20 protein-coding genes are annotated in these 20147 nt (G+C 72.6%); 19 read left to right on the top strand and 1 reads right to left on the bottom strand.

Annotation, left to right across the window (positions count from 1 at the left end; genetic code table 11):
• Positions 1-113: 113 nt before the first annotated feature.
• The 4 genes from MID12_RS06055 (at position 114) to ffh (ending at position 6290) form a co-directional block, all read left to right on the top strand.
• Complete coding sequence (locus MID12_RS06055; protein WP_263165297.1) at positions 114-1460, top strand: ammonium transporter; 1347 nt, start codon at positions 114-116, stop codon at positions 1458-1460.
• Positions 1457-1795, top strand: a complete 339-nt coding sequence (locus MID12_RS06050) for a P-II family nitrogen regulator (RefSeq protein ID WP_040247787.1) — start codon at positions 1457-1459, stop codon at positions 1793-1795. Before MID12_RS06055 ends, MID12_RS06050 begins: the two co-directional genes overlap by 4 nt.
• A gap of 25 nt (positions 1796-1820) precedes the next feature.
• Entirely contained in the window at positions 1821-4418 is a 2598-nt protein-coding gene (locus MID12_RS06045; protein WP_411576912.1) for a [protein-PII] uridylyltransferase, read from the top strand.
• Between the two features lie 318 nt (positions 4419-4736).
• Positions 4737-6290, top strand: a complete 1554-nt coding sequence (gene ffh / locus MID12_RS06040) for a signal recognition particle protein (RefSeq protein ID WP_040247784.1) — start codon at positions 4737-4739, stop codon at positions 6288-6290.
• 205 nt (positions 6291-6495) lie between these two features.
• On the opposite strand, the gene MID12_RS06035 is transcribed toward ffh, so the two are convergent.
• Complete coding sequence (locus tag MID12_RS06035; RefSeq protein WP_411576911.1) at positions 6496-7470, bottom strand: class I SAM-dependent methyltransferase; 975 nt, start codon at positions 7468-7470, stop codon at positions 6496-6498.
• Between the two features lie 464 nt (positions 7471-7934).
• Between MID12_RS06035 and MID12_RS06030 the strand changes: the two genes are divergently transcribed.
• The 15 genes from MID12_RS06030 (at position 7935) to dprA (ending at position 19759) form a co-directional block, all read left to right on the top strand.
• Entirely contained in the window at positions 7935-8579 is a 645-nt protein-coding gene (locus MID12_RS06030; RefSeq protein WP_052482164.1) for a hypothetical protein, read from the top strand.
• Positions 8580-8830: 251 nt separating this feature from the next.
• Positions 8831-9259, top strand: coding sequence for a 30S ribosomal protein S16 (gene rpsP, locus MID12_RS06025; protein ID WP_040247779.1), 429 nt, complete (start codon positions 8831-8833; stop codon positions 9257-9259).
• A gap of 2 nt (positions 9260-9261) precedes the next feature.
• On the top strand, positions 9262-9498 hold the full coding sequence (locus MID12_RS06020; RefSeq protein ID WP_040247777.1) for an RNA-binding protein: 237 nt from the start codon (positions 9262-9264) through the stop codon (positions 9496-9498).
• 129 nt (positions 9499-9627) lie between these two features.
• On the top strand, positions 9628-10248 hold the full coding sequence (gene rimM / locus MID12_RS06015; RefSeq protein WP_263165294.1) for a ribosome maturation factor RimM: 621 nt from the start codon (positions 9628-9630) through the stop codon (positions 10246-10248).
• Entirely contained in the window at positions 10248-11069 is an 822-nt protein-coding gene (gene trmD / locus MID12_RS06010; RefSeq protein ID WP_263165293.1) for a tRNA (guanosine(37)-N1)-methyltransferase TrmD, read from the top strand. Before rimM ends, trmD begins: the two co-directional genes overlap by 1 nt.
• Before the next feature lie 132 nt (positions 11070-11201).
• Entirely contained in the window at positions 11202-11552 is a 351-nt protein-coding gene (rplS, locus tag MID12_RS06005) for a 50S ribosomal protein L19 (RefSeq protein WP_040247772.1), read from the top strand.
• A gap of 226 nt (positions 11553-11778) precedes the next feature.
• On the top strand, positions 11779-12459 hold the full coding sequence (gene lepB, locus MID12_RS06000) for a signal peptidase I (RefSeq protein WP_411576910.1): 681 nt from the start codon (positions 11779-11781) through the stop codon (positions 12457-12459).
• Positions 12452-13525, top strand: a complete 1074-nt coding sequence (gene lepB / locus MID12_RS05995; protein ID WP_263165292.1) for a signal peptidase I — start codon at positions 12452-12454, stop codon at positions 13523-13525. The genes lepB (MID12_RS06000) and lepB (MID12_RS05995) overlap by 8 nt, the downstream gene beginning before the upstream one ends.
• Complete coding sequence (gene lepB, locus MID12_RS05990; RefSeq protein ID WP_263172903.1) at positions 13410-14378, top strand: signal peptidase I; 969 nt, start codon at positions 13410-13412, stop codon at positions 14376-14378. The genes lepB (MID12_RS05995) and lepB (MID12_RS05990) overlap by 116 nt, the downstream gene beginning before the upstream one ends.
• 71 nt (positions 14379-14449) lie before the next feature.
• Positions 14450-15193, top strand: coding sequence for a signal peptidase I (lepB, locus tag MID12_RS05985; RefSeq protein WP_040247765.1), 744 nt, complete (start codon positions 14450-14452; stop codon positions 15191-15193).
• The gene (locus tag MID12_RS05980; RefSeq protein ID WP_411576909.1) at positions 15183-15725 is read left to right on the top strand and encodes an NUDIX hydrolase; all 543 of its coding nucleotides are present in this window, start codon (positions 15183-15185) and stop codon (positions 15723-15725) included. Before lepB (MID12_RS05985) ends, MID12_RS05980 begins: the two co-directional genes overlap by 11 nt.
• A 55-nt stretch (positions 15726-15780) precedes the next feature.
• Positions 15781-16089 carry a DUF2469 domain-containing protein gene (locus MID12_RS05975; RefSeq protein ID WP_005311352.1) on the top strand — a complete coding sequence of 103 codons (309 nt, stop codon included), beginning with the start codon at positions 15781-15783 and terminating at the stop codon, positions 16087-16089.
• Between the two features lie 420 nt (positions 16090-16509).
• Positions 16510-16947: a YraN family protein gene (locus MID12_RS05970; RefSeq protein WP_078844782.1), complete on the top strand. Its 438-nt coding sequence runs from the start codon at positions 16510-16512 to the stop codon at positions 16945-16947.
• Complete coding sequence (locus MID12_RS05965) at positions 16947-18566, top strand: YifB family Mg chelatase-like AAA ATPase (RefSeq protein WP_263165289.1); 1620 nt, start codon at positions 16947-16949, stop codon at positions 18564-18566. Before MID12_RS05970 ends, MID12_RS05965 begins: the two co-directional genes overlap by 1 nt.
• Positions 18563-19759: a DNA-processing protein DprA gene (gene dprA, locus MID12_RS05960; RefSeq protein ID WP_263165288.1), complete on the top strand. Its 1197-nt coding sequence runs from the start codon at positions 18563-18565 to the stop codon at positions 19757-19759. Before MID12_RS05965 ends, dprA begins: the two co-directional genes overlap by 4 nt.
• Positions 19760-20147: the final 388 nt, after the last annotated feature.

Below are 20147 nucleotides of genomic sequence, written 5' to 3'. Positions count from 1 at the left end.
ATCGAGCGGCATCGGCGGAAACGGCGCCGCGCGACTCTCTGACGTCATAACCGGCCCGCTCACATCCGCTCCGGCATCCCCGCAACGGGCCGTACGACGACGAGGAGACGCCGATGCCCCCAGGCATCACGCTTGCCGCAGACACTCCGCAACTGTCTGCCGCCAACACCGGATTCATGCTGCTCTGCTCCGCCCTGGTGATGCTCATGACACCGGGTCTCGCCTTCTTCTACGGAGGCATGGTCCGCGTCAAGAGCACCCTCAACATGCTGATGATGAGCTTCATCAGCCTGGGCATCATCACCATCCTCTGGGTGCTCTACGGCTTCTCGGTGGCCTTCGGCACCGACAAGGCCAGCCTCTTCGGCTGGGACTCCGACTACGTGGGCCTCAGCGGCATCGGCCTCACCCAGCTCTGGGACGGCTACACCATCCCGGTCTACGTCTTCGCGGTCTTCCAGCTGATGTTCGCGATCATCACCCCCGCCCTGATCAGCGGCGCCCTCGCGGACCGGGTGAAGTTCACCGCCTGGGCCCTGTTCATCGCCCTGTGGGCCACGGTCGTCTACTTCCCGGTCGCGCACTGGGTCTGGGGCACCGGCGGCTGGGCCTTCGACCTCGGCGTCATCGACTTCGCGGGCGGTACCGCGGTGCACATCAACGCCGGTGCCGCGGCCCTCGGCGTGATCCTCGTCATCGGCAAGCGCGTCGGCTTCAAGAAGGACCCGATGCGCCCGCACAGCCTGCCGCTCGTGATGCTCGGCGCCGGTCTGCTGTGGTTCGGCTGGTTCGGCTTCAACGCGGGCTCCTGGCTCGGCAACGACGACGGCGTCGGCGCGCTGATGTTCCTCAACACCCAGGTCGCCACCGCCGCCGCCATGCTCGCCTGGCTGCTCTACGAGAAGGTCCGCCACGGCGCCTGCACCACCCTCGGCGCCGCCTCCGGCGCGGTCGCCGGACTGGTCGCGGTCACCCCCTCCGGCGGCTCCGTCTCCCCGCTCGGCGCGATCGCCGTCGGCGCCGTCGCCGGTCTGCTGTGCGCCATGGCCGTCGGCCTGAAGTACAAGTTCGGCTACGACGACTCCCTCGACGTGGTCGGCGTCCACCTGGTCGGCGGCATCGTCGGCTCCGTCCTCATCGGCTTCTTCGCCACCGGCGGCGGCCAGTCCGACGCGGCCGGCGTCTTCTACGGCGACCACACCTTCGACCAGCTGTGGAAGCAGCTCGCCGGAGTCGGCGGCGTCCTCGCCTACTCGCTCGTCGCCTCCGCGATCCTCGCCTTCCTCGTCGACAGGACGATCGGCATGCGGGTCAGCGAGGACGACGAGGTCCTCGGCATCGACCAGGTCGAGCACGCCGAGACCGCCTACGACTTCAGCGGCGCGGGCGGCGGCAGCTCCTCCCGCAACACCGCGGCGCCCGCGGCCCCGGCCGCACCGAACAAGAAGGTGGACGCATGAAGCTCATCACCGCCGTCGTCAAGCCCCACCGGCTCGACGAGATCAAGGAAGCCCTCCAGGCCTTCGGCGTCCACGGGCTCACCGTCACCGAGGCCAGCGGCTACGGACGCCAGCGCGGCCACACCGAGGTCTACCGCGGCGCCGAGTACACCGTCGACCTGGTGCCCAAGATCCGTATCGAGGTCCTCGCCGAGGACGACGACGCCGAGCAGCTGATCGAGGTCGTCGTCAAGGCCGCCCGCACCGGCAAGATCGGCGACGGCAAGGTCTGGTCCGTCCCCGTCGAGGAAGCCGTACGGGTACGGACCGGCGAGCGCGGCCCCGACGCGCTCTGAGAACACAACCGACAGGAGTCGCCGGGTGACGAGTGTGCACGAAGGTACGGAAGACACCGGCAGGACGGCGGACGACGTGACCGGCGACGACACCCCACCCGGCGGCTACGCGGCGGCCCGGCTGCACCTCCTCACCGCGGAGGGACAGCAGGGGCCGCCGCGCCGCGCCGCCCTCGCGAAGCTCACCGACGCCTGGCTGGAGCAGCTCTTCACCTCCGCCGCCGGGCAGCTGCGCGGGGTCAGCCTGCTCGCCGTCGGCGGCTACGGCCGCGGCGAACTCTCCCCGCGCAGCGACCTCGACCTGGTCCTGCTGCACGACGGCAAGGCCGACCAGGGCGCCCTCGCCGCCCTTGCCGACCGCATCTGGTACCCCGTCTGGGACCTCGGCCTCGACCTCGACCACTCGGTGCGCACCCCCGCCGAGGCCCGCAGGACCGCCGGCGAGGACCTCAAGGTCCAGCTCGGCCTGCTCGACGCCCGCCACCTCGCGGGCGACCTCGGACTCACCGCCTCGCTGCGCACCACCGTCCTCGCGGACTGGCGCAACCAGGCCCCCAAACGCCTGCCCGAACTCCAGGAGCTGTGCGCCGAACGCGCCGCCCGCCAGGGCGAGTTGCAGTACCTCCTCGAAGGCGACCTCAAGGAGGCCCGCGGCGGACTGCGCGACGCCACCGCGCTGCGCGCCGTCGCCGCCTCCTGGCTCGCCGACGCCCCCCGCGAGGGACTCGACAACGCCCGGCGCCGCCTGCTCGACGTACGCGACGCCCTCCACCTGGCCACCGGCCGCGCCACCGACCGGCTCGCCCTCCAGGAACAGGACCAGGTGGCCGAGGCCCTCGGCCTGCTCGACGCCGACGCCCTGCTCCGCCAGGTCTACGAGGCCGCCCGCACCATCTCCTACGCCAGCGACGTCACCTGGCGCGAGGTCGGCCGGGTACTGCGCGCCCGCTCGGTGCGCCCCCGGCTGCGCGCCCTCATCGGCGGCGGCAAGGCGGTGCCCGAGCGCACCCCGCTCGCCGAGGGCGTCGTCGAACAGGACGGCGAGGTCGTCCTCGCCCGCGCCGCCCGCCCCGAACGCGACCCGGTGCTGCCGCTGCGCGCCGCGGCCGCCGCCGCCCAGGCCGGGCTGCCGCTCTCGCTGCACGCGGTACGCCGCCTGGCCGCCGCCACCAAGCCGCTGCCCGCGCCCTGGCCCGCCGAGGCCCGCGAACAGCTGGTGACCCTGCTCGGCGCGGGCCGCCCCACCGTCGAGGTCTGGGAGGCCCTGGAGGCGGAGGGCCTGGTCACCCGGCTGCTGCCCGACTGGGAGCGGGTGCGCTGCCGCCCGCAGCGCAACGCCGTCCACACCTGGACCGTCGACCGCCACCTGGTGGAGACCGCCGTCCAGGCCGCCGAGCTGACCCGCCGGGTGCACCGGCCCGACCTGCTCCTGGTCGCCGCCCTGCTGCACGACATCGGCAAGGGCTGGCCCGGCGACCACAGCGAGGCCGGTGAGATCATCGCCCGCGACGTCGCCGCCCGGATCGGCTTCGACCGCGCCGACGCCGCCGTCCTCGCCACCCTGGTCCGCCACCACCTGCTCCTCGTCGAGACGGCCACCCGCCGGGACCTGGACGACCCGGCCACCGTGGAGGCCGTCGCCGAGGCCGTCGAGAGCACCTCCACCCTGGAGCTGCTGCACGCCCTCACCGAGGCCGACGCCCTCGCCACCGGGCCCGCCGCCTGGTCCGCCTGGCGCTCCTCCCTCGTCACCGACCTGGCCGGCCGGGTCGCCGCCGTGCTCAGCGGCCGGGCCCCCGCCGCGACCGCCGACCCCGAGCCCACCGCCGAGGAGGAGCGCCTCGCCGTCGAGGCCCACCGCACCCGGGCACCCGTACTTGCCCTGCACGCCCGGCCCGAGACCGAGCAGGAGGAACCCGGCACCGCCGAGGCCGCCGACCCCGAACCCCTCGGCGTGGAACTGCTCATCGCCCTGCCCGAACAGCCCGGCGTACTCCCCGCGGTCGCCGGGGTCCTCGCCCTGCACCGCCTGACCGTGCGCACCGCGGAACTGCGCGCGCTGGATCTGGCGGGGGAGCTGGACGGCGGGCGGGCCGGGGAAGCCGGGGGCGGTGACGCCGCCGGGGTCGACGCCGCGAGCGCTGAGGCCGGGACGAGCGCCGGGTCCGCTTCGCCGCCGGACGCCGGCGCGAGCCCGGTGCTCCTGCTGAACTGGCGGGTCGCCGCCGAGTACGGCTCGCTGCCGCAGGCGGCCCGGCTCCGCGCCGACCTGGTGCGCGCCCTGGACGGCTCCCTCAACATCGCCGGACGGCTCGCCGAACGCGACGCCGCCTACCCGCGCCGCCGGGGGACCGTGGCCCCGCCGCCCCGGGTCAGCGTCGCCTCGGACAGCTCGCACCGGGCCACCGTCCTGGAGGTCCGCGCCCAGGACGCCCCCGGCCTGCTGCACCGCATCGGCCGCGCCCTGGAGGACTCCGCGGTACGGGTGCGCAGCGCCCATGTCTCCACCCTCGGCGCCAACGCCGTGGACGCCTTCTACGTCACCGGGCTCGACGAGCGCCCCCTGGCCGAGGACCAGGCCGAGGCCCTGGCCAGGGACCTGGAGAAGACCTTGCGCGCCTGAGGCCGGACGGGGGGGAAGGGCGGGTCGCCCGCGCGGCACCGGGCCGGGGCCGGGACACCCGCACACGGCGCCGTCCTCGCGCACGGCCCGCGCCCTCGGGGGCCCGGGCCGCCCCGTGCCGGATCCCGTGCGGATCCCGTGCCGGATCCACCGCCCGATCCCGTGCCGGATCCGGCGGTGCCCGGGGTGCAGACCGCTTGCCGGGCGGCCGGATACCCTGGAGGACGACCTGTACGACCCGTACGCCCTGTCCGCCTGCCCGGGGCCCTGCCAAGGGGCCGGGGCGGCACGCCACCGACCCGAGGATTCGCGACCGCCGTGTTCGACACTCTTTCCGACCGCCTCGCAGCGACATTCAAGAGCCTCCGCGGCAAGGGGCGCCTCAGCGAGGCGGACATCGACGCCACGGCGCGCGAGATCCGTATCGCCCTGCTCGAAGCGGACGTCGCCCTGCCCGTGGTGCGGGCCTTCATCAAGCAGGTCAAGGAGCGCGCGCTCGGCGCCGAGGTCTCCCAGGCGCTGAACCCGGCCCAGCAGGTCATCAAGATCGTCAACGAGGAGCTCATCGGCATCCTCGGCGGCGAGACCCGGCGGCTGCGCTTCGCCAAGCAGCCGCCCACGGTGATCATGCTCGCCGGTCTCCAGGGCGCCGGTAAGACCACCCTCGCCGGAAAGCTCGGCCGCTGGCTCAAGGGCCAGGGCCACACCCCGCTGCTCGTCGCCTGCGACCTCCAGCGCCCCAACGCCGTCAACCAGCTCGCCGTCGTCGCCGAGCGCGCGGGCGTCGGCGTCTATGCCCCCGAGCCGGGCAACGGCGTCGGCGACCCGGTGCAGGTGGCCCGCGACTCCATCGAGTACGCCCGCTCCAAGCAGCACGACATCGTCATCGTCGACACCGCGGGCCGCCTCGGCATCGACCAGGAGCTGATGCGGCAGGCCGCGGACATCCGCGACGCGGTCAGCCCCGACGAGGTCCTCTTCGTCGTCGACGCGATGATCGGCCAGGACGCGGTCAACACCGCCGAGGCCTTCCGGGACGGCGTCGGCTTCGACGGAGTGGTGCTGTCCAAGCTCGACGGCGACGCCCGCGGCGGTGCGGCCCTGTCCGTCGCGCATGTCACCGGCCGCCAGATCATGTTCGCCTCCAACGGCGAGAAGCTGGACGACTTCGACGCCTTCCACCCGGACCGGATGGCCTCCCGCATCCTCGGCATGGGCGACATGCTCACGCTGATCGAGAAGGCGGAGCAGACCTTCAGCCAGCAAGAGGCCGAGAAGATGGCCTCCAAGCTGGCGAGCAGCAAGGGCAAGGACTTCACCCTCGACGACTTCCTGGCCCAGATGGAACAGGTCCGCAAGATGGGCAGCATCAGCAAGCTGCTCGGCATGCTCCCCGGCATGGCCCAGGTCAAGGACCAGATCAACAACCTCGACGAGCGCGATGTGGACCGCACCGCCGCCATCATCAAGTCGATGACCCCGGCCGAGCGCCAGGAACCGACGATCATCAACGGCTCCCGCCGCGCCCGTATCGCCCGCGGTTCGGGCGTCGAGGTCAGCGCGGTCAAGAGCCTCGTCGAGCGCTTCTTCGAGGCCCGCAAGATGATGTCGCGGATGGCGCAGGGCGGCGGCATGCCGGGCATGCCCGGGGTGCCCGGCATGGGCGGCGGCCCCGGACGGCAGAAGAAGAAGCAGAAGCAGGCCAAGGGCAAGCAGCGCTCCGGCAACCCGATGAAGCGCAAGCAGCAGGAGCAGGAGGCCGCCCTGCGCCGCCAGCAGGCCGAGGAGAACGGCGGCGCCTTCGGCCTGCCCGCCGGCGAGCCCGGCAAGGACTTCGAACTCCCCGACGAGTTCAAGAAGTTCATGGGCTGAGGCCCGTCGCGGGTACGCAGGCCCGCGTACGCGAAGGGGGCGCCCTCCTGTCCGGGAAGGCGCCCCCTTCGCGCGTATACGCCCGCGGGTCCTGCGGTTCGGGTAGGCGAGCGGAGGGGGCCCGGGCTCAGCCTCGGGACTCGGGCTCAGGTCGGGGACCCGGACTCAGGCCCGGGTGTACGGGCTCAGGTCGGGGGAGCCGGGCTCAGGGGATACGGGCCAGCAGGTACCGGAAGACGTTCGGCAGCCAGACCGTGCCGTCGGGGCGGCGGTAGGAGTGCAGGGCCTCCTGGAGCTCCTTGTCGGTCTGCGAGGGGTCAGTGCCCGCGGGCGCGTCGAAGAGGCCCGTCGCGCGCAGCCCGCGCAGCGCGCTCTCCGGGTCCGGATAGCCGAAGGGGCAGGACACCCGGCCCGATCCGTCCGGCCGCAGCCCGGCCCGCTCGGCCGCGTACTCCAGGTCGTCACGTCCCGCGGCCCGCAACCCGGCGCCCTCCGCGGCGACGCGGTCCAGGACGCCCCCGGGACCGCCGTCCGGGGAACCGTCCCGACCGCCGCCCGGGGAACCCTCCGGACCGCCGCCCCAGGAACCCTCCGGACCGCTGCCCGGGGAACCGTCCGGACCGCCGGGCCCGCCGAGGACCGCGTCCCGCAGCGCCGTCACCGCGCAGCGCTCCGGCGGGCCCCAGCCGGTGAGCACCACCCGCGCCCCGCGCCGCGCGTACGGCGCCGCCTCGCGCAGCCGCCGGATCAGCCGCGCGGTGTCGCCCGGTGCGCAGCCGACCGGCTCCAGGGCCGTCACCACGGTGAACGGCTCGGCGGGGGCGGGGAGTCGACCGGGCTCGCCCTCGTACAGGACCGCGGGCGGCCCGGCCTGCCCGGGCTCCGGCTCCCGCGGCGTCAGGCGTTCGCGGGCCAGCGCGAGGCGCTCGGGGTGCGCGGACTCCACGCCGGTGACCGCGGCCCCGCGCACCGAGGCGAGGAGCAGGGCGAGCCCCGCCCCGCAGTCCAGGCCGAGCAGGCGGGTGCCCTCGCCGACGCCGAGCCGCTCGTGCACCGTCACATGGAGCGGGACGAGCATCCGCTCCTGGATCTCCGCCCAGTCGCGTGCGCGTACCGCCGGATCGTGGGCGGCGGGCGGTGCCGCCGCGTCCGGGTGCTGCCGCACGGGCATAGATGTCATGGATTCGCGCCCCAATCAGCCGAGAGATCTCCTCCGCCGCGCTGTGCCGTGCGCCCCCGTGCCGTGCCCGCACGAACCCGCGTGCTCCTCTCAGCCAGGGAACTGCGCAACCGGCGCCGCGTCCAGGGGGAGTGGGCCAATGGACGTGCGCCCCCCGCACACCCCGACGCGCGGGCACCGCCGACCCCGGTTGGCCACGCAGCGGGTACGCCCGGTAACGTCACCGCGGACATCCCATGAGGTCCCGGGCACTTCTCCCGACGCCCGGGCGGGCATCGGATGCCGCGCGGCCGCCTCGAACGAAGGTCCCGAGGCCCTGATCGTTGACGGCCGCGGCGGGTCGAAGGGTACGTACGCATACGTACGGCAATGCCCTGACCTGCGCTGATATCGGACCGATCGAGGCAGGAACGGCCTCTCGGTGCTTAGGCGGCCAACTGACTGGTAGGGGCAAAATATTTGGGATGCCCCGGAATAGGAACACCGTGGCCCTCCCGCTCGTTGTGCACGACGTGAGCACGACACCACCTGTACTGGCAGCGGAGCTGGCGGAGGCGTGGGCCGAGATTCAGCGGCACCACCCCGAGCTTCCGGACCTCGCCGCCCCCGAGTCCTTGATCGGAGAGTCCTCGTCCGCCTGCGGCGCCGAGCTCTCCTTCGAAAGGCTGCTCCACGAAGCAGTCCACGGCATCGCCGCCGCCCGCGGAGTGCGCGACACCTCGCGGGCCGGCCGCTATCACAACCGCAGATTCCTGGCCATCGCCGAGGAGCTCGGCCTGGACCACCCCGAGGAGCCCCACCCCAGTAGTGGGTTCTCCCTGGTCACCCTCAACCCGGAGGCGCGCAGGCGCTACCGCTCCACCACCGAGCGGCTCCAGCGCGCCCTGCGGGCACACAGCGCGGCCACCGCCGCCGACAGTGCCGGGGGCTTCCGCGGTCCGGCCGCCCGGCACGGCTCCTCCGGCGGGGGAGTGCGCGTCAAGGCGGTCTGCGACTGCGGGCGCAATGTGCGCGTCGTCCCCTCCGTCCTCGCCCAGGCGCCGATCGTCTGCGGCGGCTGCGGCAAGCCCTTCCGGATCCCGGAGGTGGTGGGCGCCGGCGCCCGCTGACCGCGCGACGCCGCGGGCCGCCCCGGTCCACCGGTCACGATCCGGCAGGCAGGGGGCCCGCGGCGATGCGTGCCGTCCTCGGCCGGTGACGGCCGGGCTCCGGGGGTGTGGCACAATGGGCAGCTGTACTCGACAGTCGCACAGGACCCCTCTCTCCTCCGGCTGACGCGTCCATCGGGCCATCGGGTACCGCAACCCCACGCGGCACCTCCCTGTGTCCCACCACGTCAAATCCAGGAGAACCCACTCCCGTGGCAGTCAAGATCAAGCTGAAGCGTCTGGGCAAGATCCGTTCGCCTCACTACCGCATCGTCGTCGCCGACTCCCGTACCCGCCGTGACGGCCGGGCCATCGAGGAGATCGGCCTGTACCACCCGGTGCAGAACCCCTCGCGCATCGAGGTCGACGCCGAGCGCGTCGCGTACTGGCTCTCCGTCGGCGCGCAGCCGACCGAGCCCGTGCTCGCCATCCTCAAGAAGACCGGCGACTGGCAGAAGTACAAGGGCGAGCCCGCCCCGCCCCCGCTGCTCCAGCCCGAGGAGAAGACCACGCGTCCGGTCTTCGAGTCCCTCAGCAGCGAGGACGAGCCCAAGGGTGAGGCCATCACCCAGAAGGCGAAGAAGGCCGACAAGAAGGCGGACGAGGCTCCGGCCGAGGCCGCCGCGTCCACCGAGGCCTGAGCATGCTCGAGGAGGCTCTTGAGCACCTCGTGAAGGGCATCGTCGACAACCCCGACGACGTGCAGGTCGCCTCCCGCAACCTGCGCCGTGGCCGCGTGCTGGAGGTCCGGGTCCACCCCGACGACCTCGGCAAGGTGATCGGCCGCAACGGCCGCACCGCGCGCGCCCTGCGTACCGTCGTCGGCGCCATCGGTGGCCGGGGTATCCGCGTCGACCTCGTGGACGTCGACCAGGTCTGAGGCGCCCGCGCGGCTTGTCCGCGCGGTTCCCACCTCGTACAAGGGCTGATGTTCGGGGCCGGAGGCAGTCCAGACTGCCTCCGGCCCCTCTCTCTTTCTTTGGATCCCTCCGGACCAGGAGCAACACAGGTGCAGCTTGTAGTCGCGCGGATCGGGCGCGCCCACGGCATCAAGGGTGAGGTCACCGTCGAGGTGCGCACCGACGAGCCCGAACTGCGGCTCGCGCCCGGCGCCGTCCTCGCCACCGACCCCGCCTCGGTGGGGCCGCTGACCATCGAGACGGGCCGCGTGCACAGCGGACGGCTGCTGCTGCGCTTCGCCGGGTCCGGGGACCGCAACGCCGCCGAGGCCCTGCGCGGCACCCTCCTCATCGCCGAGGTCGATCCGGAGCAGCAGCCCGAGGACCCCGAGGAGTTCTACGACCACCAGCTCCTCGACCTCGACGTGGTCACCGCCGACGGCACCGAGGTCGGCCGGATCACCGAGATCTCGCACCTGCCCTCCCAGGACCTGTTCATCGTCGAGCGGCCCGACGGCAGCGAGGTGATGATCCCCTTCGTCGAGGAGATCGTCACCGCCATCGACCTCGACGCCCAGCGCGCCGTCGTCGACCCGCCGCCCGGCCTCATCGACGACCGCGCCGAGATCGCCTCCGCCCGCGAGGACGGCGACCAGGACGCCGATCAGGACCGCGGCCGGGACGGCGACTTGGGCACCCCCGGGGGCGCCGCGGACGAGGACGGGAACTGATGCGGCTCGACGTCGTCACGCTCTTCCCCGAGTACCTCGAACCGCTCCACCTCTCCCTCGTCGGCAAGGCCCGAGCCCGCGGACAGCTCGGCGTGCACGTCCACGACCTGCGGCAGTGGGCGTACGACAAGCACCACACCGTCGACGACACCCCCTACGGCGGCGGCCCCGGCATGGTCATGAAGACCGAACCCTGGGGCGAGGCCCTCGACGAGGTGATCGCCACGGGCTACGAACACGGCGCCGCCGAGCCCGTCCTCGTCGTCCCCACCCCCAGCGGGCGGCCCTTCACCCAGGAGCTCGCCGTCGCCCTGTCCGCGCGGCCCTGGCTGATCTTCACCCCGGCCCGCTACGAGGGCATCGACCGCCGCGTCACCGAGGAGTACGCCGCGCGCCTGCCGGTCTGCGAGGTGTCCATCGGCGACTACGTCCTCGCCGGGGGAGAGGCCGCCGTCCTCGTCATCACCGAGGCCGTGGCCCGGCTCCTCCCCGGCGTCCTCGGCAACGCCGAATCGCACCGCGACGACTCCTTCGCCCCCGGCGCCATGGCCAACCTCCTCGAAGGCCCCGTCTACACCAAGCCGCCCGAGTGGCGCGGCCGCGGCATCCCCGAGGTGCTGCTCAGCGGCCACCACGGCAGGATCGCCCGCTGGCGCCGCGACGAGGCCCTGCGCCGGACCGCCGCGCACCGCCCCGAGCTGATCGAGCGCTGCGAGGCCATCGCCTTCGACAAGAAGGACCGCGAGACCCTCAGCATCCTCGGCTGGGCCCCCGGCCCCGACGGCCGATTTTGGCTCCGGCCACCCGCCGTGGAAGAATGACCAGCTGCTGTACGTCGTCCGGCGTGCGCCCCTGCCACAGGGGGACACGACGCCCGCCCCGATGCCAGCAGCTCCGCACCCACCACTTCGCCCGTTGATGACCTGTGGCATCAGCGAAGAAAGCAGACACACATGTCCCACCTGCTCGACTCCGTCGACGCCGCCTCGCTGCGCACCGACGTCCCGGCCTTCCGCCCGGGTGACACCGTCAACGTCCACGTGCGCGTCATCGAGGGCAACCGCTCCCGTGTGCAGCAGTTCAAGGGTGTCGTCATCCGCCGCCAGGGCGCCGGTGTCCGCGAGACCTTCACGGTCCGCAAGGTCTCCTTCTCCGTCGGCGTCGAGCGCACCTTCCCGGTGCACACCCCGATCGTGGAGAAGATCGAGCTCGTCACCCGCGGTGACGTCCGCCGCGCCAAGCTCTACTACCTGCGCGAGCTGCGCGGCAAGGCCGCGAAGATCAAGGAGAAGCGCGAGAACTGATCTCGCGCACCGGTGTCACAGCGAGGCCGGATAGCATCTCGCCCCGATGGACACCGATGCACAGCACACGGAGCGCGACCGCTCGTGCCGAGCCTCCGCCCCCGGCGGCAGCGGGGACACCACCCCGCCGCCCCCGGTGACGGAGCAGGCAGCCGAACGGTCGCGCTCCGCGCGTGTACCCGGGGCCGACGAGGCCCCTGAACCCCCGGACACCCCTGAGGGCGCCGTGGACACGGAGTCTTCCGGCCCCGACCGCGCCGCCGGGGCCGAGGACACCACCGCCGGAGCCGAGCCCCGGGGATCCCGCGGCGGGCTGCTCGGCAGGATCCCCGGCGGGCGGCTGACCGCGGCCTTCCTCGGCGGACTCGTCCTGCTGCTGCTCGCCGCCGTGTTCGTGGTGCAGCCCTTCCTCATCCCCAGCGACTCGATGGAACCGGCCTACCGGGACGGAGATCGCGTACTCGTCAACAAGTTGGCGTACCGTTTCGGAGCGAAGCCCGAGCGTGGCGAGGTCGTCGTCTTCGACGGCACCGGCTACTTCGGGGACGGGGACTACATCAAGCGCGTCGTGGGCGTGGGCGGCGACCGCGTCACATGCGACGGACGGGGGAGGATCGCGGTGAACGGCCGACCGCTCGACGAGCCCTATCTGCACCCGGGAGACACCCCCTCCACGGTGGCCTTCGACGTGGTGGTGCCCGAGGACACCCTCTTCGTGCTCGGCGACCACCGCAGCGCCTCCCGCGACAGCCGGGACCATCTCGGCTCACCCGGCGGCGGCATGATCCCCCTGGACGCGGTCGTCGGCCGCGCCGACTGGACGGTGTGGCCGCCCTCGCGCTGGACCTCCCACGAGCGTCCCGGCGGCTACGACGGCATACCCGCACCCGGCGCCCACCATGGGTAAGCGCGGCATCCCCCGCGGCGAACACCGCGCGGGCGACGACCAGGAGGAGCGCCCCGCCACCGGCGGCCGCGCCGAGCGCCGCAAACTCGCGCGCAAGGTCAAAAGACGCCGCCGGCGCTCGGCGATCAAGGAGATCCCGCTCCTCGTCGGCGTCGCCCTGATCATCGCGCTCGTCCTCAAGACCTTCCTCGTCCAGGCCTTCGTCATCCCCTCCGGCTCCATGGAGCAGACGATCAAGGTCGGCGACCGGGTGCTCGTCGACAAACTCACCCCCTGGTTCGGATCCAAGCCCGAACGCGGGGACGTCGTCGTCTTCAAGGACCCCGGCGACTGGCTGGAAGCCGAACGCAAGAAGAAGAAGGACCCGCCGGTCGGCGTCAAGCAGATCAAATGGGCCCTCACCAACATCGGCCTGCTGCCCTCCGACGACGAACGCGACCTGATCAAGCGGGTCGTCGGCGTCGGCGGGGACACCGTGAAGTGCTGCGACAAGCAGGGCCGCGTCACGGTCAACGGCACGCCCCTGAACGAGCCCTACCTGCACCCCGGCAACAAGCCCTCCGACTTCTCCTTCACGGTCAAGGTCCCCGAGGGCCGCCTCTTCGTCCTCGGCGACCACCGCGCCGATTCGGCCGATTCCCGCTATCACCGCACCGAGGCGTTCAACGGTACGGTCTCCGAGGACAGCGTCGTCGGCCGTGCACTCGTCATCGCCTGGCCCTTCGGCCACTGGCGCGGGCTGACGGAGACGAAGACCTACGCCTCCGTGCCCGATGCGGCCGCCGTCGCGGCAGACGCCCCCACGGTGTCGCATAGGGTGGATGCAGCGGAACGAAACGGAATGATCCCGCTCCCGATCCCTGCGGAACTCCCGCTCGTTATGGGAGTGGTGGGCCTTCGTCTCACCTGGAACAGACATCGGCACGGACTGAGGAGTGGATGTGGGGGATTTGGCGGTCGGCGCACGATCCGGACACGAGGGCCCCGAGGAGCGGCCCGAGAACCGGCAGGACCCATCCGTCACACCCCCTCCGACCGAGCCGGACGAGCAGAACCGGACCGCTGAGGACGGCGAGCCCGCCCCGGAGACCGGCGGCCGGGCGCAGGCCCGCCAGGACCGGAAGAAACCGCGTTCCTTCTGGAAGGAGCTCCCGCTCCTCATCGTCATCGCGCTGGTGCTCGCCCTGGTCATCAAGACCTTCCTGGTCCAGGCCTTCTCCATCCCCTCCGACTCCATGCAGAACACCCTGCAGCAGGGCGACCGGGTCCTCGTCGACAAGCTCACCCCCTGGTTCGGCGCCGAGCCCGAGCGCGGCGAGGTCGTCGTCTTCCACGACCCGGACAACTGGCTGGCGGGCGAGCCCACCACCACCCCCAACGCCCTGCAGACCGGCCTCAGCAAGATCGGCCTGATGCCGTCCGCGGACGAGAAGGACCTCATCAAGCGGGTCGTCGGCGTCGCCGGGGACACCGTGGAGTGCAAGGGCACCGGCCCGCTCAAGGTCAACGGCAAGCCGCTCGACGAGCCGCACATCTACCCCGGCAACACCCCCTGCACGGTCGACGACCTCGGCGGGCAGTTCAAGGTCATCGTTCCCAACGGCAAAATCTGGGTCATGGGCGACCACCGCCAGAACTCCCTCGACTCCCGCTACCACCAGCAGGACAAGGACCGCGGGATGGTCCCCGTCGACGAGGTCGTGGGCCGCGCCGTCGTCGTCGCCTGGCCGCCCACCCGCTGGAACACCCTGCCGGTGCCCGACACCTTCGACCAGCCCGGCCTGAACGCCGCCCTCGGCGCCGCGCCCTCCGCCCTCGGCCTCGCCGGAGCGCTGCCGCTGGTCCTGTGGCGCCGGCGCCGCCTGCTCGCCCAGGACAGCCGCGACAGCAGGGTTACTGGCACGAGTACCGCCGGGTAGGGTGCGATCCCAGATCGCCGATCTCCCGCGTCGGGCCGCGGGTCGTATCCCCGACCTGGGAGCGCACCACCATGAGCAGTGCCCCACCCACCGCACAGGAGCGCGGGCGGCTCGGCAGCAAGCTGTCCGGAGCCGCCGTGGCCCTCGGCTGCGTGCTCTTCCTCGGCGGCTTCCTCTGGGGCGCCATCGTCTACCAGCCCTACACCGTGCCCACCGAGTCCATGTCCCCGACCATCGGCGCCGGTGACCGGGTACTCGCCGAACGCATCGACGGCTCCGAGGTACACCGCGGCGATGTCGTCGTCTTCAAGGACAAGGCCTGGGGCGACCTGCCCATGGTCAAGCGGGTCGTCGCCATCGGCGGCGACAAGGTCGCCTGCTGCACCGACGGCAAGCTCACCGTCAACGGCAAGCAGATCGACGAGCCCTACCTCAAGCCCGGCACCTCCGCCTCACCCAGCGGCATACCCGCCACCACCGTCCCCGAAGGCCGCCTCTTCCTGCTCGGCGACGAACGCAGCGGCTCCCTGGACTCCAGCGTCCACCTGGAGGACGTCGGCCATGGCTCCGTCGCCCGCGGCAACGTCGACGCCCGGGTGGACGCGGTCGCCTGGCCCATGGACGGCATGCTCGGCAGCCCCGACGGCTTCGAACAGCTGCCCGGCGGCATCTCCCAGCCCGGCCCCCTTCCCCTGGTGCTCGGCGCCGTCGTCCTCGGCGCGGTACTCGTGCTCGGCGGCGCCGCCTACGGCCCCCTCGCCCGCCGCCTGCACAGGCGCGGCGACGGCAGCCGGGAGCTCGCCGGTGTCGGCTGAGACCGAAGGCCACCCGCCCGCCGGGACCGCACCGCTCGGCAGCCCCGGACGGCCCCTGCGCAAGGTGTCACGGCTCATCCTCCTCGACCCCGGGGATCGCGTCCTCCTGCTCCACGGGCACGAGGTGGACGACCCCTCCCACGCCTGGTGGTTCACCCCCGGCGGCGGCCTCGAAGGCACCGAGACCAGGGAGCAGGCCGCTCTGCGCGAGCTGGCCGAGGAGACCGGCATCACAGACGTACAGCTCGGCCCCGTCCTCTGGCGACGCAAGTGCTCCTTCCCCTTCGCCGGACAGCGCTGGGACCAGGACGAGTGGTACTTCCTCGCCCGCACCACGGAGACCGAGGTCACCGCCCGCGCCCTCACCGACCTGGAACGACGCAGTATGGCCGGGGCCCGCTGGTGGAGCTGCGAGGAACTGTCAGGGACACATGAGACGGTGTATCCGACCAGACTCGCCGGGCTGCTGCGCAGGCTGCTCGACGAAGGCCCCCCGGCGGAGCCCGAGGACCTCGACACGGAAATCGTCTAGAGGTGTCCCCGGCTGACGCACAATGGGGGGACGCACGGCTGAAGGGGAACATGCCATGAGCGCCGAGGACCTCGAGAAGTACGAGACCGAGATGGAGCTGAAGCTCTACCGGGAGTACCGCGATGTCGTCGGGCTGTTCAAGTACGTGATCGAGACCGAACGGCGCTTCTACCTCACCAACGACTACGAGATGCAGGTGCACTCGGTCCAGGGCGAGGTCTTCTTCGAGGTCTCCATGGCCGACGCCTGGGTCTGGGACATGTACCGCCCCGCCCGGTTCGTCAAGCAGGTACGGGTCCTCACGTTCAAGGACGTGAACATCGAGGAGCTCAACAAGAGCGACCTGGAACTGCCCGGCAGCTGACCCTCGGCGACCGGACGGTCGCGAGAACGAGAAGGCGACCCAGCACCTCCCGCCGCCCCTTCGGCGCTCCACCCGCGGGGTGCTCCCCTCCCCGCAGCGCTTCCTCTCCCTCCCGCGGTGCCTTCCGGCGCCGCTTGCCTCGCGATGGTGTCCCCGCGTACCGCTGCTTGTGCGGCTGCTCCCCGTCTGCAACATCCTCAGCCCCCGTGGTCCCCGTGCTGTCGCAGCGCCGGTGACATCGACGTCCCGGCGCCCGCCGACAGACCGACTCCGGCCTGCCGAGAACCGTTATAGGCCGTGACGGGCAGTGAGCGACAGCGCTCGCAAGGGTGAGAGAGTTATCCACAATCGAGGGGTTATCCACCAAGATCCACAAGGTTTCCGGGACGGGCCCAAGGTGCTCCCCGGAGGTGGTTCGACATGACCACGCACTACAGCACCCCGCACGCCCCCGGCGCGGCCCGCCGGGCATCCGCCGCGAACCGGTGGCCCACCGGCACGGCCCGCCGGCACCTCGGCTCCTACGGCGAGGACCTGGCCGCCCAGTACCTGAAGGAATCGGGGATGACCATCCTCGAACGCAACTGGCGCAGCGGCCGCACCGGCGAGATCGACATCATCGCCCGCGACGGAGACGCCCTCGTCATCTGCGAGGTCAAGACCCGCAGCGCCCACGGATTCCAGCACCCCATGGCCGCCGTCACCCCCGCCAAGGCCCAGCGGCTGCGGCAGCTCACCGAACTCTGGCTGCACGGGAACGGCGGCCCACCACCCGGCGGCGTCCGGATCGACCTGATCGGGGTGTGCGTGGGCCGCAACCTCGCCCCCGTCATCGAGCACGCCAAGGGAGCAGCCTGATGGGATTCGCCCGCGCCTGCTCCGTCGCCCTCGTCGGCGTCGAAGGCGTCGTCATCGAAGTACAGGCGGACCTCGAACCAGGAGTCGCCGCCTTCACCCTCGTCGGCCTGCCCGACAAGAGCCTCAGCGAAAGCCGGGACCGGGTACGCGCCGCCGTCGTGAACTCCGGCGCCGAATGGCCGCAGAAGAAACTCACCATCGGCCTCAGCCCCGCCTCGGTGCCCAAGAGCGGCAGCGGCTTCGACCTCGCCGTGGCCAGCGCCGTCCTCGCCGCCGCGGGCCGCCTCGACCCGCGCGCCCTCACCGACATCGTCATGATCGGCGAACTCGGACTCGACGGACGGGTACGCCCCGTGCGCGGCATCCTCCCCGCCGTCCTCGCCGCCGCCGACGCGGGCTGCCGCCAGGTCGTCGTCCCCGAGAGCGCCGCCGCCGAGGCCGCACTCGTCCCCGGCGTCTCCGTACTCGGCGTACGCAGCCTGCGCCAGCTCATCGCGGTGCTCAACGACGAACCCGTACCGGAGGAAACCCAGGACCCCGAAGCCCTGCCCGCCACCACGCTCACCGGCGGCACGGGACTCGCCGCCCTCGGCACCGGACTCGGCAACACCGCCCACGGGCGCCGCGGCCACGACCTCGCCGACATCGTCGGACAGCACACCGCCCGGCTCGCCATGGAAGTCGCCGCTGCGGGCGGCCACCACGTCCTGTGGACCGGACCACCGGGCGCAGGCAAGACCATGCTCGCCGAACGCATGCCGACCCTCATGCCCCCGCTCACCCGCGAGGAGTCCCTCGAAGTCACCGCCGTCCACTCCATCGCCGGCATCCTGCCGCCCGGCAAACCCCTCATCGACACCGCGCCCTACTGCGCACCCCACCACTCCGCGACCATGCAGTCCCTGGTCGGCGGCGGCCACGGAGTCGCCCGCCCCGGCGCGGTCTCCCTCGCCCACCGCGGCCTGCTCTTCCTCGACGAGGCACCCGAATTCAGCGGACACGCCCTCGACGCCCTGCGCCAGCCCCTCGAATCCGGCCATGTGGTCATCGCCCGCGCCGCCGGAGTCGTCCGCCTCCCCGCCAAATTCCTGATGATGCTCGCCGCCAACCCCTGCCCCTGCGGCCGCCGCAGCAGCGGACCCCACTTCGCCTGCGAATGCCCCGCCGCCGCGGTACGCCGCTACCAGGCACGCCTGTCCGGGCCCCTCCTCGACCGCGTCGACCTCAGAGTCGAGGTACGGCCCGTCACCCGCGTCGAACTCGCGGGCACCGGCACCCGCGGCGAAACTAGCGCCACCGTCGCCGCCCGCGTCCTGGCCGCCCGCGAACGCGCCGCCGCCCGGCTCGCCCACACCCCCTGGCGCACCAACAGCGACGTACCGGGCCATGAGATGCGCACCCACTGGCCACCCGCCACCGGCGCCATGCACCGAGCCGAGGCCCAACTGGAGAGCGGCAGCCTCACCGCCCGCGGACTCGACCGCGTCCTGCGCGTCGCCTGGACCGTGGCCGACCTCGCCGGACACGATCGGCCGACCGAGCAGGACGTAGCCCTCGCCCTCCACCTGCGCACCGGCATTCCGCAGGGCACCCCCATGGCGATCGGAGCGGGCGCATGACCACCCCCGAGCCGGAGCGCGAGGCCCGCGCCCTGCTCACCCGCGTCATCGAACCGGGCGACGAGACCGGCGGCCGGTGGATCCGCCGCTTCGGCCCCTGCGAGGTCGCCGAACGCCTCAGCAGACGCGCCCACCCCCTGCCCGGAGTCACCGGGACCCGCTGGGAAGGGCTCTGCAAACGCGCCGTCCACGCGAACCCGCGCCAGGACCTCGCCGCCGCCCACCGGGCCGGGGCCCGGCTCGTCTGCCCCGGCGACAGCGAATGGCCCGCCCAGCTCGACGACCTCGGTGACACCCGCCCCCTCGCGCTCTGGGTCCGCGGGGGCCCCTTCCTGCGGCTGTGGGCCCTGAGATCCGTCGCCCTCGTCGGCGCCCGGGCCTGCACCGAATACGGCGCCCACCTCGCCGCCGGACTGGCGAGCGGGCTCACCGAACGCGGCTGGGTCGTGGTCTCCGGCGGCGCCTACGGCATCGACGGCGCCGCCCACCGCGGAGCCCTCGCCGCACAGGGCGCCACCGCCGCCGTCCTCGCCAGCGGCGTCGACCAGGCCTACCCCCGCGGCCACGCCGAACTCCTCAACCGCATCGCCGAGCAAGGACTCCTCCTCAGCGAACTCCCACCCGGCGACCACCCCACCGCCGGCCGCTTCATCCTGCGCAACAGAGTCATCGCCGCCCTCACCCGGGGCACCGTCGTCGTCGAAGCCGCCCACCGCAGCGGCGCCCTGGCGACCGCCCGCAGCGCACAGCGCCTGGGCCGCGCGACCATAGGAGTCCCCGGCCCGGTCACCAGTGCCCTCAGCGCCGGAGTACACGAACTCCTGCGCGGTGAGGCCACCCTGGTCACCGACGCCGCGGAGATCATCGAACTCGTCGGCGGCATCGGCGAACTGGCACCGGAGCGTCGGGGACCCGTCGTCCCCCGGGACCTGCTCGCCCCGCAGACGGCCCGGGTACTCGCGGCCCTGCCCGGCCGTGGAACCGCCACCGTCGAACACATCGCCCGCGGCGCGGCCACCACCAACGACGAGGCCACCACCCGGCTTTACGAACTCCGCTCGCTCGGCTTCGCCGAACGGGCCGCCGACGGCTGGAAGTTGGCCGATCCGGCGCGCACCGGCCACTTCGCCCCCACTCTGCCGGGGAGCGAGACGGTGCCCTCGGGCAACGGCATAACCGATCCGGCCGGGTAGACGTACGGGTTGGGCCTGGTTGGGCGCCGGGCTCGACGTATCGGTGGAGGGCAAGGCAAGGCAAGGCAAGGCGAGGCGAGGCGAGGCAAGGCGAGGCAAGGCAGGACGTAGCGGTCAGATGCCGGGATCCGGTCGGGGAGCTGGGCGGACCTCACGACGGGAGGGGGATCAACCGCCGGCTGGATCAAGGCCTCGGACGTGCGTATATCCACGAGTGGGAGGCGCCGTCAGCGGGCGTCACCGGTGCCGCCCGAACAGTGCCGATGTCGCGGGCAGTTGACACGCCGAGCGGAGTCGGAGCCCTCCGGGGCGGCGAACTGCCCATGACGGAGCGTGATCCGCCATCCGGATGAACGCCGACTCCCTTGGAAATCCCGGCAGTTGATCC

This window comes from Streptomyces sp. SCSIO ZS0520, assembly GCF_025643355.1.
GTDB lineage: Bacteria > Actinomycetota > Actinomycetes > Streptomycetales > Streptomycetaceae > Streptomyces > Streptomyces physcomitrii.
Note: the sequence above shows the minus strand (reverse complement) of the source record. Positions and strands in the feature narration are given on the sequence as shown.